Genomic DNA, 12,775 nt, shown 5'->3' on the forward strand with positions numbered 1-12,775 from the left:
CAACGAGATGGACGAGGCCCAAGGCCACGGCTCGGCCGACCGCCAGCCCGACGGCTCCCTCAAGGGCCAAATCTGCTTCCACCGCGGCGACGAAGCCAACTTCATCGCCCGCCGAGAGACTTCTTCAACAGCCTGCTAGGCGTCTGCGTTGTGGCGAATCCCATTGAAGTCCGGTCGCCGTCGTTCCACGAAGGCGCGGATCGCCTCGCGGGTCTCCGCCGAACCGCTATGGGCGACCATGCGGGCCGCCTCGCCGTCGAGGGACCCCAGGAAGTCGAGCCTCATGGCGTCATCCAGATTGTCCTTGATGAGCCCGATCGCCTGGCGAGGGCCGGCCGCCAACTTGGCTGCGAGCTCGAACGCGGCGCCAGCGAGCTCGTCGTCTGGCACGACGCGGTTCACCAGTCCGAGCTGCTGGCAGCGTTCGGCGGGAACATCTTCGGACAGCAGCATGAGCTCGCGGGCGCGGCCTGGCCCAACCGCGCGAGTGAGCAGCCAGTTGACGCCGTAGTCGCCGGGCAGGCCCATGCGGGCGTAAGCAGTGCGCACGAATGCGCTGGCGGCGGCCACGCGCAGATCGCAGGCCAGCGCGAGGGAGAGGCCCGCGCCGGCGGCAGGGCCGGGCAGGGCGGCGATGCTGGGCTTTCGGCTCTGGACCAGCGCCCCCGTGAGCATCCGCTGGCGCCGCGTCAGTTCCGCCACGCGCGCGCCCTGGGACGCGTCGCTCGTTGGCGCGGATGCTCCCATGTCCTTTACGTCGCCCCCCGCGCAGAACGCGCCGCCGGCGCCGGTGATCAGGAACGCGCCGACCTCCGGGTCGCGGTCGCAGGCGGCGATCCCCGCGCGCAGCGCCGGCGTCAGCCGGTCGGACAGGGCGTTGCGCGCATGAGGGCGGTTCAGCGTGAAGACGGCGACCCCGTCGCGCACCTCCCCGAGTAGTTCGTCCGTGCCCGTGTCCAGCTGACGGTGGCTCATCGTGCGCTCCTGTCTGACGCGCTGCGTTTCAAGTCCGGTCGGGCGCTGTGTCGGTCTCCCCAGGCCTTCCTTGGGCAAGGGGGCCCGGTCGTCGATCGCGCGGGGAGCGCCGACCCCGGCGACGTCAGGCATGTAAGTGTCGAGATCGAACCTGGTCAATCAGGATGTGAAATATCATGCAGAATGACGTGCGACCCCGCCGAGGTCCGCGCCGCACCGTCCGGCCCACAGGCGCGAAGCAGCTCTCGCGCCGCCGAAGGCTCATGAGGCGCGGGGACGCGGCGGTTCAGTTGGGAGCGGGCGACCCGCGTCCGAACCATCGACGGCAGGCGCGGCTAAAACTGGAGGGATCCGTGTAGCCCAGTTGCTCGGCGATCTGTGCGCGGGACAGGTCGCCATCTCGCATCAGCCGCTCGGCGCGGCTCCGCAGCTCGGCGTCCACGAGTTCGCGGCAGCCGGCGCCGGCCTCCGACAGCCGGCGGACCAGGGTCCGTCGCGACACGCCGATGAGGCGGGCAACCTCGTCGGCGGTCAGGCGGCCCGCGGGCAGGGATTTCAGCAGCCGCTCGACCCGGCTCCGCAGGCCGACGGACCCCGCGAGGCGCGCCCGGGCGGCCTGCAGTTCGCCGAGCGCGACGTCGTAGAGCGTGGCGTCGGCGAAGGGGGACTGCACGGCGAGCCACGCCGTAGGCAGGCGGATCGCGTTGCGGGGGGCCCCGTAGACGACGTCGTCCCCCAGTATGGCCCTGACCTGAGGGGCATGGTCGGGTTCGGGGCAGGCGAAGAAGAACCGGGTTTCCACGGGCGGGCCGGCCAGGATTGCGGCGATCCCCGCCCTGATCCCGATGAAGGAAACCTCCATCATGGGACGCCAATGACGCTCATCGAGGCCTGCCGTCAGCTCGAAATCAAGCTGGGTCCAGTGCGGTCCGCGCCGCAGCGATGCGCTGTAGAAGGGCGCGCGGACAAAGCCGTAGCGGGCGACCACCTCGATCATCGTGGCGACATCGGGCGCCGCGACGCCCGCGACGCCTAGCGGGCCGTGCGACGTGGGGCTCCATAGCTCGGGCGCTCGCAACGGCCACTCCTCCCCGAACAGGGCAGCCACATTCTCGATCTGCCGGGCCTGCTGGAACAGGCTGATGTCGGCGGTGGGGTCCCGTAGCATCTCATCGGTGACGCCCGTGCCGGCCAGGATCGCGGCCCGCCGCTCCGACGTGTCGCCGAAGCAGCGCAAGATCAGCCGGAAGTAGCCCAGGGGCATCGGCAGATATTCTAGGGCCTCGACCATGTGGGCTCCTGGGCCCCGCTTCGAGCGCAATACGGCGGCGTCAGCCGTCGTCGCGGACGGCCGCGTCCAAGTCCAGGATGGACTGCCGCACGGTGCGCAGGACCTCGTCGGACCGCCGCGTGCCGCGCAGGACCCTGGACAGGCTGATGGCGCCAACCATGGCGCACCACGCGGTGACGGCGGCGGCTTCCGCCTTGGCGCCGCCCCCCATCGCCTTGGCCATGTCCTCGAAACTCTGCTCGACGCGCCGCGCCATCTGCGCGCGGACCTCGTCGTCCTCGGCGCGCCCGACATCGCCCGACAGAGCGGCGATCGCGCAGCCGTCGCGGGTGTCGTCGCGATGCGCTGGAGCCAGGTATCTGTTGACGACGGACTTCACCGTGACGGGCGCGTTGGCGGTCTGGCTGGCGACGAAAGAAGCCTCGCCACGGTCCAGCGCCCGCTCAACGGCGGCGGCGATCAGCGCCGCGCGGGACGGGAAATGGCCGTAGAAGCCTCCATGCGTCAGGTTGGCCGCCTTCATGATCTCAGCGATGCTGACGCTGTCGAGCCCGCCCTGCCGAATCTGCCGCGCCGCGACGTCGAGGATGCGTTCGCGGCTCTCCGCCTTTTCCGCTTGTGAATGGCCCACGCGATCTGCTCCAAGTCGTGCCTGACGATCTGCATGATAAATATCATGTTGACCTCTATGCATGAGGCATAACATGCAGAAGTCTTCAAAGACAGACTGCTGGCGAGCTATGGCTCGCTTATCTTCGCCGAGCCGGCCTGGACGATGCGGACCGTGAAGTGGGCCGTCCAGGTTCAGGCCGGCACGAGCGGCAGCGTCCGGGCGAGGCGTTGGCGGATGAGGCTCTCGGCTTCGTCCATGATCCGGTCGAGGAGCTCCTTGACCGTCGGAATGTCGTGGATCAGGCCTGCGACCATGCCGCAGCTCCAGCCGCCGGCATCCATCTCGCCGTCCAGCATGATCCGCGGATAGACGCCGGCCACCTCCGGCGCAATGTCGGCGAAGGTGATCGCGTGGCCCAGCGTCCGCTCCTTCTCCAGGAGCCGATCGACGCCGGCATTGACGAGCACCCGCTCGGTATTTCTCAGAGGACGCATGATAAGGCGCGTGTCGAGCTCGCTGGCCGCCACCAGCGCCTGCTTCACGTTCTCATGCACCGGCGCTTCCTTCGTGGCGATGAAGCGGGTGCCCATGTTCATGCCCTCGGCGCCCAGCGCCAGCGCCGCCACGAGGCTGCGGGCGTCGGCCATGCCGCCGGACGCCACGAACGGGATCTTCAGCTCCTCGGCCGCCCGCGGCAGCAGGATGAAGTTGGGTACGTCGTCCTCGCCCGGGTGGCCGCCGCATTCGAAGCCGTCGATGCTGAGGGCGTCCACGCCGATCGATTCGGCCTTGAGCGCGTGACGCACGGAGGTGCATTTGTGGATCACCTTGATGCCGTTCTCCTTCAGGAGCGGCATCCACTTCTGCGGGTTGTTGCCGGCGGTCTCCACGATCTTGATCCCGCCATCGATGATCGCCTGGATGTAGCCGGGATAGTCCGGCGGCGTCACCGACGGCAGGAAGGTCAGGTTCACGCCGAATGGCTTGTCCGTCAGGCCCCGGCATTTGCGGATCTCCGCGGCCAGATGCTGTGGCGAGGGCTGGGTGAGCGAGGTGATCAGGCCCAGCCCGCCGGCGTTGGCGACCGCCGCCGCCAGTTCCGCGAAGCCGACATAGTGCATGCCGCCCTGGATGATCGGCCGTTCGATGCCGAAGAGCTCGGTGATGCGGGTCTTCATGTGGGCCTCCCAGGGCGCTGTGTTGGAACGGAGCTTAGGCGAAACGCGTGAGGCCAAGCGACTCCGCGATGAGCGCCGGCTTTTCGGCGCCCTCGATTTCGACGGTGACCTGGCTCTTGATCAGAATCTCGCCCGGCCCGCGATCCACCACCTCGGTCAGCACGAAGCGGCCGCGGACGCGGCTGCCGGCTCGTACCGGCGACATCATCCGCACGCGGTCGAAGCCGTAGTTCACCGCCATCTGGGTTCCGGCGATCCGCGGTTGGCCGTCGAACATCATCGGCGCCAGGAGCGACAGGGTCAGGAAGCCGTGGGCGACCGTGCCGCCGAACGGGGTCGCCTTGGCGCGTTCGGGATCCACATGGATGAACTGGTGGTCCTCGGTGACGTCGGCGAACTTGTCGATCCGGTCCTGGCCGATTTCGAACCAGCGCGAGACGCCGACCTCCTGGCCAGCCATCGCCTTGTAGGCGTCGAGAGTGATCTCAGACATGCAGGGCGTCCTTTGCGACGGGAAAGCGGGCCGCGATCGGCCCGAGAGGAAACGGCCCAAGCTGTCGCCTTGCGGCTTTGGAGGCGTCGCCCGACTACGCGCCTGAGCAGCGCCGCCCATCAGCATGTCAATCGACATTCTGAATGTCAATCGCGCCGATCCATGGCTCCTGCGCGCCGCCTGATTCCAGAAGCTGGTGTGACCGGCCCAATTCAGGCTTGACGACCTGGATGCTGAACATCAGGCTGTCATCTGCATGATGTGTGACATTCAAAAGTCGAGCTGGGCCCTGCGTCGTCTGCCTCATAGGACCGCGAGAACATGACCGAAGCCGCCGCCTCACCAGATGTCGCGCTCATCGTCGGGGGCGGTCCCGGCATCAGCGCGAGCTGCGCCCGGCTGTTCGCGCAGAACCACATGCGTGTCGCCGTCGCGGCCCGCGACCCTGACAAGCCGGTGCTGAAGGCCCTGGAGGCGTCGCATGGCGTGCGCCGCTACGGATGCGACGCCGCCGACCCAGCCGCCGTGGCGCGCCTGTTCCAGGAGGTTGTTCGAGACCTCGGGACTCCGACCCTGGTCGTGCACAACATCGATGGCCGTGTCGCCGGAATCTTCCGCAAGGGCATCACCGAAGCCGACCCGGGCGTGGCGCTGGAGACCCTCCGCAACGCGGCGTTCAGCGCCTTTCTGGTTGGCCAGCAGGCCGCGAGCGTGATGCGCGACAATCCCGTGAACGCGAACGGCGCGCGGGGCACGGTCATCTTCACCAACGCAAGCGCGGCGCTCAAGGGCTTCCCGACCAGCGCGGCCTTCGCCATGGCGTGCCAGGCTAAATCCGGCCTCGCCCAGAGCATGGCGCGGGAGCTGATGCCGCAGGGCATCCACATCGCCAATGTGCCGATCGACGCGGCGATCGGCTGGACGCAGGACGACGGCAGCCGCGCGCACCGGCTTGCGGGCACGTCGGTCGACGACAACATGGCCGATCCCGACCGCATCGCGGAGACCTACCTGCAGCTCCATCGCCAGCATCGCTCGACCTGGGCCTTCGAAGTCGTCCTGCGGCCGTGGTCTGAAAAGTGGTGACCCAGCGCGGGTGACGGTCAGCCTGGTCGAACGGCGCGAGTGGCTTTGAAGGCCAGCCGCCGCCCGATGGCCAGCACGTGATCGCCGCTAGATCCCGTCCAGACGGCAGCCGCGCGCCACGAGAATGGGCCGCAACGCGCGGAACGCCGCCGGATGCCGGAACAGCGGCATGCGCGGATAGAGATGGTGGATGATGTGGTACTGCATCCCCATCGTCAGGATATTGCCAAGCCGACTTCGGAAGCCGCGGGTGTCGCGGTAGCGGCCCAGGTCCGCGGCCGGATGGTGCGGCGACCAGCTGAGGAAGAACCGGATGTAGACCCCGCCGATGATGCGGGGCAGCCACACGAGCGCGGCCACCTCCATCGCATAGCCGGCCCAGGCGAACCCGAAGAGCAGGGCGTTGGTGGCGAGGGCGTAGATCAGAGCCACCGCACCCGCGCGCCGGGCCTCCTCGGTCCCAAGCCGCTCAAGGGCCTTGGCATAGGAGGTGTTCGCCTTCGAGACCGTCTGCAGCTGGCTGCGGATGTCCTTGGCGACCATGTACCAGGCGCTGTCGGACTTGGTGTTGATGTCCGGGTCGAGCTCCGGGTGGTTGGCGTGCTTGTGGTGCTCATAGTGGGTGAGGCGGGCCGCTTCGTAGGACAGCCCCATAGGGAACGGCGAGAGATGGCCGACGAGCTCGTTCAGCCAGAAGTGCCGCTCGCCTTCCCGCGCGATGATCCGGTGCTGGGCCTCGTGCGAGGGCAGGTAGGCGAGGATCACGTTCAGCGTCGCGATGGGCGCCGTCGCCCAGAGGGGTAGCATGCCCGACAGGGTCAGGGGCCAGAGTGACAGCCAGACGGCCAGGTTCGTGAACGCCCAGGCGATGGAGCCCCACGGCAGGCCGCCCATGAACTGGTCGGCGATCGAACGCTCCAGGCGCATCAGCTCCTGGGTCGAGAGCGCGCTGAGTTCGCGCTCCTGCACGGTTGCGGAAACGCTCATAGCCACCGGCCCGTCACGTTCGCAATGGCGCCCCAGGTCCCGCCGATCGCGAGCCCGACAAGCAGGGGCCACTGGGCCTGCGCCGCGGCCGGCAGCGTGCGCTCGAGGAGTTGCGTGATCAGCGGCGCGATGAAGCCGATCCCGAAAATGAATGGCATGCCCTGAAGCAGAAGCCCCAGCAGGCGACCCATGAGGCTGGGGCTGGCCGCGGCCGGCGGATCTGATCCGACTCCGCCACCCGGCGGGGGCGCGACGCTGTCTCGGGGCATAATCATCACTCCCTGTCGCCTGCTTCAATCAGGTCTGCTGATCGAGGGTACGCCGCGAGCGGGCTGGCCGGGATAGCGCGCTGCGCCATTCTCCTGACAGTTTGCGCCAGGGCCGCCGCCGCCGATGCTTGCGCGCGCGGTCCGCTCGGCTCGCGCGTTCCCTCAACCTCGGGACTGAACACCTAGGCTGGCTGGCCCGAATGGGCGTCGCTCGCCGTCCTCGCCAGCGTCCGGGCTGCCTCGGCGCCGGCCGAGAGAATCTGGTCCGACAACGCCTTCGAGGGCACGGCGCGGGCGAGCTGCAACGCGCCGACGAGGGTCGCATAGACTCCCAGCGCCACGCCCTGCGGGTCGCGCGTCTGCGGCGGAAAGCTGTCGGCCAACTCGCCGATGAGCCCCTCTAGCTGCTGCGCGAAGAGGTCGCGTGTCTCGGCCGGCTGGCGGGCGACTTCCGGCAGCAGCGCGGCGGAGGCGCAGCCTGTCCCCGGATTGTCGCGGTGTTCCGCCGACAGATAGATCGCCAGCACCGCCTCCAGGCCCCCCGCGGCCAGGGCCTCGCGCATCAGGTTCGTCTGGTCCTCCAGCGCCGCTCCCAGGCTCTCGCGGACCAGGTCGGCCTTGGATCGGAAGTGCGGATAGAAGGCTCCGTTCGTGAGCCCTGCCTCGCCCATGATGCCCGCCAGGCCCGAGGCGGCGATGCCGTCGCGGCGGAATCGTTCGGCCGCGATCTCGGTGATCCTGCGGCGGGATTCATCCTTGCGGCCTTTTTCGTAACGCATGCGTCCTCACAGCGGCTCGGCCTATTGCATTACGACTATCATGTCATATCATGAACATAATGCAATCGCCCAACACCCGTGAGGGAGGGGCATGGAGGCCACATGACCTTACCCGCAGGAAAGACGGCGATCGTGACCGGAGCCTCGATGGGCATCGGCAGAGCCACCGCCGAAGCGCTCGCCGGCAAAGGCTTCACCGTCTTCGGGACCAGCCGCCGAGCCGGCGTCGCGGGCCCGCAGCAGGTTTCGATGCTGACCTGCGACGTCACCGACGATGAGTCCGTCAAAACACTCGTCTCGACCGTGTTGTCGCGGACGGGGCGCATCGACGTCCTGGTCAACAACGCCGGCCTCGGTCTCCAGGGCGGCGCCGAAGAGTCTTCGATCGGGCAGGTGCAGTCGCTGTTCGACGTCAACCTGTTCGGGGTCATTCGCGCCACCAATGCGGTGCTCCCGTCGATGCGGCGGCATGGCGGCGGGCGCATCATCAATATCAGTTCGGTGTTGGGGCTGATCCCCGCGCCCTATTCGGCGTATTACGCCGCCACCAAACACGCGCTCGAGGGCTATTCGGAGTCGCTCGACCACGAGCTGCGGGGCTTCAACATCCGGGTCTCGCTTGTCGAGCCGGCCTATACGCGCAGCGTCTTCGACCAGAACGCCCTCGAGGCGGATTCGACACTGCGCGAATACGATCAGGCCCGGGCCGACGTGCGCGCTCTCCTGGCGGAGGTCATGCCTACGTCGGATCCGCCGGAAGTGGTGGCCGAGACTGTGCTCCTCGCGGCCACCGACAGGCGCCCGCGACGCCGCTACGCCGCCGGCAAGGTGGCGCGCCAGATCAGCGTCCTGCGCCGGTTCGCGCCCGTCGATACGTTCGACAAGAGTCTGCGCAAGCAGATGCGCCTGCCGGCCTAGGATCGAGCCTGCCGTGCGACCAGCCGGGGAGAGCGGAATGACCGACGACGCCATCGAGATGCACGTCCCTCGAAAGGGGGCCGCGGATGTCCTGACGCCACTGGAGCGTCGGTTGCCGCCGCCGGGGCCGGGCGAGGTGCGGGTCGCCGTCGAGGCGGCCGGCGTCGCCTATGCCGACATCATGATGCGCCAGGGCGTGTACGCCGGGCAGTCGCCGCCGGTGACGCCGGGCTACGATTTCGTCGGTCGCATCGAAGCCGTCGGCGCGGGCGTGACGGAGCTGGCGGCCGGCCAGCGGGTCGCCGGCGTGACCGTGTCGGGCTCCTATGCGACCCGCCGTAACGTCAACGCCCAATGGCTGGCGCCCGCGCCGGAAGGCGTCGATGCGGCCAAGCTCGTCGCCGCCGTGCTCAACGGCGTGACGGCCTGGCAGATGTTTCATCGGATCGCCAGTCCCGCCCCTGGGGAGTGGGTGCTGGTGCACGGCGCGGCCGGGGGCGTCGGCAACCTGTTGCTGGAACTGGCCAGGATCGCCGGCGTCAAGGCGATTGGCACCGCGTCGGCCAGCAAGGCTGAGGTCGTTCGCGCCCGCGGCGGGGAACCGGTCGACTACCGCGCAGAGGACGTGGCGGCTCGCGCCCGCGCGCTGAGCGGCGGCGGGGTCGTGGCCGCGTTCGACCACCTGGGCGGCAAGCACTTCAAGAAGGTGTCCATGGCCGCCCTGCGGCCGGGCGGCGTGGGGGTGCTCTATGGCGCCTACGACATGACACGCGACGGCAAGGTCAATCCGCTGGCGATCGCCGACCTGGTCATGAACGCCAGCTTCTCCAGCCTTGGGCTGTTTGGAAAGGGCCAGGGAGTCGTCGCCTATTCGGCCCAGCCCTGGCGTGACGGACGCCCGCTCGCATACCAGCAGGACCTCGCCGCGGTGCTGAAGCTCGTCGGGGACGGAGTCCTGTCGCCGCTGGTCGGCGCGACTTTCCCGCTGCGTGAGGCGGCGCAGGCCCACCGGGCGCTGGAGACCCGATCGGTCGCCGGCAAGATCGTTCTGGTGACGGCGTGAGGCCCCGGCCGGCGAGGGGGCGCCGCCCTGCAGGAACGCTCGTTGGCGGCGAGGCCGCCGACGTTCGGCGCGCGGGGGGCGCGCGCCAGATCAGAATCTTTTCGAGATTTCAAAGGACAACAAGATGAAGTTCAAGGCTTTGGTGGCGCGAAAGAGCGGCGAGACGATCGTGGCGCAGGTGGAGGCGATGGAGGACGCCGACCTGCACCCGGGCGATGTGACCATCGCGGTGGAGTGGTCCACCGTGAACTACAAGGACGGCCTGGCGCTGAGCGGCGCCAACATCATCAAGACTTTCCCCCTGGTTCCCGGCATCGACCTCGCCGGCGTCGTCGAGTCGTCCTCCGACCCGCGGTTCGCGGCTGGCGATCGCGTGGTCGTCAATAGCTGGGGCCTGAGCCAGACGCACCATGGCGGCTATGCGGAGCGCGCCCGGGTCCCTGGCGACTGGGTGATCAAGCTCCCCGACTCGATCTCGACGCGCCATGCCATGGCCATCGGCACGGCGGGATATACCGCCATGCTCAGTGTGCTGGCCCTTGAGCATGGCGGCGTGACCCCCGACAGGGGCGACGTGCTCGTCACCGGCGCCGCCGGCGGGGTGGGATCGGTCGCGATCGCATTGCTTTCGCGCCTCGGCTACCGGGTGATCGCCTCGACGGGCCGACTTGAGGAGACGGACTACCTCACGGCGCTGGGCGCCGCCGAGGTCATCGATCGGGCGACGCTGTCGGCGCCGGCGCGCGGCCCGATTGGCGCGGAGCGCTGGGCCGGTGTCGTCGACTCGGTCGGCAGCCACACGCTCGCCAATGCCTTGGCGCAGACGAAGTATCGCGGTGTGGTCACCGCCTGCGGATTGGCCCAGGGCGTGGACCTGCCCACAACGGTGCTGCCCTTCATCCTGCGCAACGTCACCCTCGCCGGGATCGACTCCGTCAACGCGCCCAGCGCTGTGCGAGCCGAGGCGTACGCGCGCCTTGCCCGCGACCTTGATCTGGACAAGCTCGAGAGCACGGTCACCGAAGTTGGGCTCGCCGAGGCGCTCCAGGTCGCCCAGGCGGTGTTGCGCGGCGAGGTCCGCGGTCGGGCTCTCGTGGACGTCCGCCGCTAGGCGCGGCCCGCCTCGCGATGGATCGTCGTGACGGAACGGGACGTCGCTGAGCCTACCCGCCGCCTTCGCGCCGATTGGCGCGCGGCGGCGGCGCTGCGCCTCACCAGGGCTCGTGGAAAGGCCGCACCTCGGCCAGGAAGGCCCAGGCGTCCCGCGGCTGGTGCGCCAGATGGAAAACCTCGCCGGCGATGGAGGCCGGGGAGATGAAGAAGTCGTCGGGGGCGTCCTTCATTCGTTCCCGCTGCCAGGGCACGTCGATGACGGCGTCGATGATCAGGTAGGCGACATGCACGCCCTTGGGGCCCAGGTCGCGCGCGATGGACTCGGCCAGGATGCGTTGGGCCGCCTTGGTCGGCGCGAACCCCGCGAAGAAGGCCTTGCCGCGCTGCGCCGAGGTGTTCCCCGTAACGATCAGGGCGCCGTCGCCCGCCTCGACCATGGCCGGAGTCGTCAGCCGTGCCAGGTGCATCAGGGCCATCGTGTTGATCTCGAAGTTGCGCTGCAGCACCGACGGATCGATATCGCGGAAGCTACCGAAGGCGCCGCCGACCGCGTTGTGGACGACCACCTTCGGCGCTCCGACGCGGGCGAGCACGCCTTCGAGCGCGGCCAGGTCAGTGACATCGCACGGACAGGCGATCGAGTCGGGGATCTCCGCTTCGAGGGCCGCCAGGCGGTCCGCGTCGCGCGCCAGCATGGCGACGCGGTAGCCGCCCTCGGCAAAGCGGCGCGCAACGCTGGCGCCGGTTCCGGGGCCGACGCCGGTGACGAGGGCCAGGGGTTTGGTCGAGGGCATCACGCCACCTCCTTAGGCGCGAGGGCTTCGCGCACGAAATCGAGCCGGTCATTTCCGAAGAACATCTCGTCGCCGACGAAGATGGTGGGCGCGCCGAACACGCCGCGTCCCGCGGCGGCCTCCGTGGCCGCCTCGAGGGCCTTCACCGTCGTCTCCTGAACAGCCGCGGCGATGAGTTCGGCCGCCGGCAGCCCGCGCGCGGCGAGCGTCTTCTCAAGGCCGGTGGGCGAGGGGTCGCCCTTGCCGCCCCAGACTGCATTGAAGATCGTATCGACGACCGCCGCCCGGGTGGTCTCGTCCTGCGCCGCCGTCGCCACGCGGAGCAGAAGGTCACCGTCCAGCTTTTCCCTGTCGGGGGGGATCACCTGGACCCCGTAGCGCGCCGCCCAGCGGCCCAGGTCCTTACCCGCATAGGTGCGCTTGACGGGGCAGGTGATGGTGGTCGGCGTGTTGTTGACCAACTTCATCAATGGCAGGACCGAGATCGGTACGAGGCGAACCGGCGCGCCGAGCATCCCCAACTGGCTGTGCGCCAGGTAACTGTAGGGGCTCTGGAAATCGAAATAGAACTCTATGGTCGCGCTCATGCGCCAGCTCCCTTGTTGATATTGTCGAGGAGGGCGCGGACGGTGTCGTCGGCGCCTGGTCCAGGCTGATAGCGGATCCGTTCGCGCGGGACCGCGCGGCCGGTCCGAGGATCGACGAGCGCCAGCCGCAGCTCGCTTCCGGTCTTGGTGTCGACCACCTGCATGGTCGGCGCGCCGTAGCCCGTGGCGTCCCAGCGGTCGCCCCACTCGCGCAGGGCCGTGGTCACTTTCCAGAAGTCACGACCCTTGTCGGTAAGTCGGTATTCGTCGCGAGGCGGCCGAACCCGATAGCGCATCCGCTCGACGAGCCCTTGCGCCTCCAGGTTCTTCAGGCGCGTGGCCAGGGTGGTGGTCGGAATCCCCGTGCTGGTCCGCAGGTCGTCGTAGCGGTGAAGGCCCAGCGCCAGGTCGCGCAACAGCAGGATCGTCCACTTGTCGCCGACCAGTTCCAACGCGCCGGCGATCGAGCAGCGCATGCCGGCGAATGATTTGGGCCTCATAGTGCGGGTTCCAGTGACTCTTGTAATTAGAGTGACTGGCCGTTGAGGCAATGGCAAGTGCAAAAAACGAACCCATAGACGCCCATCCGCTTCAACTTGTGCTTGACCGTCTGGATGATGGTCATCATG

15 protein-coding genes are annotated in these 12,775 nt (G+C 68.6%); 4 read left to right on the plus strand and 11 right to left on the minus strand.

Annotated elements, in window-relative coordinates; all coding sequences use genetic code 11:
- Positions 1 to 135: 135 nt before the first annotated feature.
- The 5 genes from Q8Q88_RS16280 to Q8Q88_RS16300 all read right to left on the minus strand — a co-directional run bounded on the left by Q8Q88_RS16280 (position 136) and on the right by Q8Q88_RS16300 (position 4,550).
- A complete protein-coding gene (locus tag Q8Q88_RS16280) occupies positions 136 to 975 on the minus strand; it encodes an enoyl-CoA hydratase-related protein (protein ID WP_305676233.1) in 840 nt (279 codons plus the stop codon).
- A gap of 286 nt (positions 976 to 1,261) precedes the next feature.
- Complete coding sequence (locus Q8Q88_RS16285; RefSeq protein WP_305676234.1) at positions 1,262 to 2,266, minus strand: AraC family transcriptional regulator; 1,005 nt, start codon at positions 2,264 to 2,266, stop codon at positions 1,262 to 1,264.
- Between the two features lie 40 nt (positions 2,267 to 2,306).
- Positions 2,307 to 2,897 carry a TetR/AcrR family transcriptional regulator gene (locus tag Q8Q88_RS16290; RefSeq protein ID WP_305676235.1) on the minus strand — a complete coding sequence of 197 codons (591 nt, stop codon included), beginning with the start codon at positions 2,895 to 2,897 and terminating at the stop codon, positions 2,307 to 2,309.
- Between the two features lie 173 nt (positions 2,898 to 3,070).
- Complete coding sequence (locus tag Q8Q88_RS16295; RefSeq protein ID WP_305676236.1) at positions 3,071 to 4,057, minus strand: nitronate monooxygenase family protein; 987 nt, start codon at positions 4,055 to 4,057, stop codon at positions 3,071 to 3,073.
- A gap of 34 nt (positions 4,058 to 4,091) precedes the next feature.
- Positions 4,092 to 4,550 carry a MaoC family dehydratase gene (locus tag Q8Q88_RS16300; RefSeq protein WP_305676237.1) on the minus strand — a complete coding sequence of 153 codons (459 nt, stop codon included), beginning with the start codon at positions 4,548 to 4,550 and terminating at the stop codon, positions 4,092 to 4,094.
- Between the two features lie 321 nt (positions 4,551 to 4,871).
- Between Q8Q88_RS16300 and Q8Q88_RS16305 the strand changes: the two genes are divergently transcribed.
- On the plus strand, positions 4,872 to 5,636 hold the full coding sequence (locus Q8Q88_RS16305) for an SDR family oxidoreductase (protein ID WP_305676238.1): 765 nt from the start codon (positions 4,872 to 4,874) through the stop codon (positions 5,634 to 5,636).
- An 87-nt stretch (positions 5,637 to 5,723) separates the two neighbouring features.
- Here the strand turns inward: Q8Q88_RS16305 and Q8Q88_RS16310 are convergent, their stop codons facing one another.
- From Q8Q88_RS16310 to Q8Q88_RS16320, 3 genes are all read right to left on the minus strand, one after another.
- The gene (locus Q8Q88_RS16310; RefSeq protein ID WP_305676239.1) at positions 5,724 to 6,623 is read right to left on the minus strand and encodes a fatty acid desaturase; all 900 of its coding nucleotides are present in this window, start codon (positions 6,621 to 6,623) and stop codon (positions 5,724 to 5,726) included.
- Complete coding sequence (locus Q8Q88_RS16315; RefSeq protein ID WP_305676240.1) at positions 6,620 to 6,814, minus strand: hypothetical protein; 195 nt, start codon at positions 6,812 to 6,814, stop codon at positions 6,620 to 6,622. The genes Q8Q88_RS16310 and Q8Q88_RS16315 overlap by 4 nt, the downstream gene beginning before the upstream one ends.
- Positions 6,815 to 7,074: 260 nt before the next feature.
- Positions 7,075 to 7,671, minus strand: coding sequence for a TetR/AcrR family transcriptional regulator (locus tag Q8Q88_RS16320; protein ID WP_305676241.1), 597 nt, complete (start codon positions 7,669 to 7,671; stop codon positions 7,075 to 7,077).
- 102 nt (positions 7,672 to 7,773) lie between these two features.
- On the opposite strand from Q8Q88_RS16320, the gene Q8Q88_RS16325 reads away from it, so the two are divergent.
- The 3 genes from Q8Q88_RS16325 (at position 7,774) to Q8Q88_RS16335 (ending at position 10,763) form a co-directional block, all read left to right on the plus strand.
- Complete coding sequence (locus Q8Q88_RS16325; RefSeq protein WP_305676242.1) at positions 7,774 to 8,589, plus strand: oxidoreductase; 816 nt, start codon at positions 7,774 to 7,776, stop codon at positions 8,587 to 8,589.
- Between the two features lie 37 nt (positions 8,590 to 8,626).
- Entirely contained in the window at positions 8,627 to 9,652 is a 1,026-nt protein-coding gene (locus tag Q8Q88_RS16330) for a medium chain dehydrogenase/reductase family protein (RefSeq protein WP_305676243.1), read from the plus strand.
- A 124-nt stretch (positions 9,653 to 9,776) separates the two neighbouring features.
- Positions 9,777 to 10,763 carry an MDR family oxidoreductase gene (locus tag Q8Q88_RS16335; protein WP_305676244.1) on the plus strand — a complete coding sequence of 329 codons (987 nt, stop codon included), beginning with the start codon at positions 9,777 to 9,779 and terminating at the stop codon, positions 10,761 to 10,763.
- A gap of 100 nt (positions 10,764 to 10,863) precedes the next feature.
- Here the strand turns inward: Q8Q88_RS16335 and Q8Q88_RS16340 are convergent, their stop codons facing one another.
- From Q8Q88_RS16340 to Q8Q88_RS16350, 3 genes are read right to left on the minus strand one after another with little or no spacing between them, the layout of a single operon-like run.
- The gene (locus Q8Q88_RS16340; RefSeq protein WP_305676245.1) at positions 10,864 to 11,559 is read right to left on the minus strand and encodes an SDR family NAD(P)-dependent oxidoreductase; all 696 of its coding nucleotides are present in this window, start codon (positions 11,557 to 11,559) and stop codon (positions 10,864 to 10,866) included.
- Positions 11,559 to 12,146 (minus strand): 2-hydroxychromene-2-carboxylate isomerase, encoded by a 588-nt coding sequence (locus Q8Q88_RS16345; protein WP_305676246.1) that lies wholly within the window; start codon positions 12,144 to 12,146, stop codon positions 11,559 to 11,561. Before Q8Q88_RS16345 ends, Q8Q88_RS16340 begins: the two co-directional genes overlap by 1 nt.
- Positions 12,143 to 12,646, minus strand: coding sequence for a helix-turn-helix domain-containing protein (locus Q8Q88_RS16350; RefSeq protein ID WP_305676247.1), 504 nt, complete (start codon positions 12,644 to 12,646; stop codon positions 12,143 to 12,145). The genes Q8Q88_RS16345 and Q8Q88_RS16350 overlap by 4 nt, the downstream gene beginning before the upstream one ends.
- Positions 12,647 to 12,775: the final 129 nt, after the last annotated feature.

It is taken from the genome of Phenylobacterium sp. (genome assembly GCF_030697925.1).
Classification (GTDB): domain Bacteria; phylum Pseudomonadota; class Alphaproteobacteria; order Caulobacterales; family Caulobacteraceae; genus Phenylobacterium.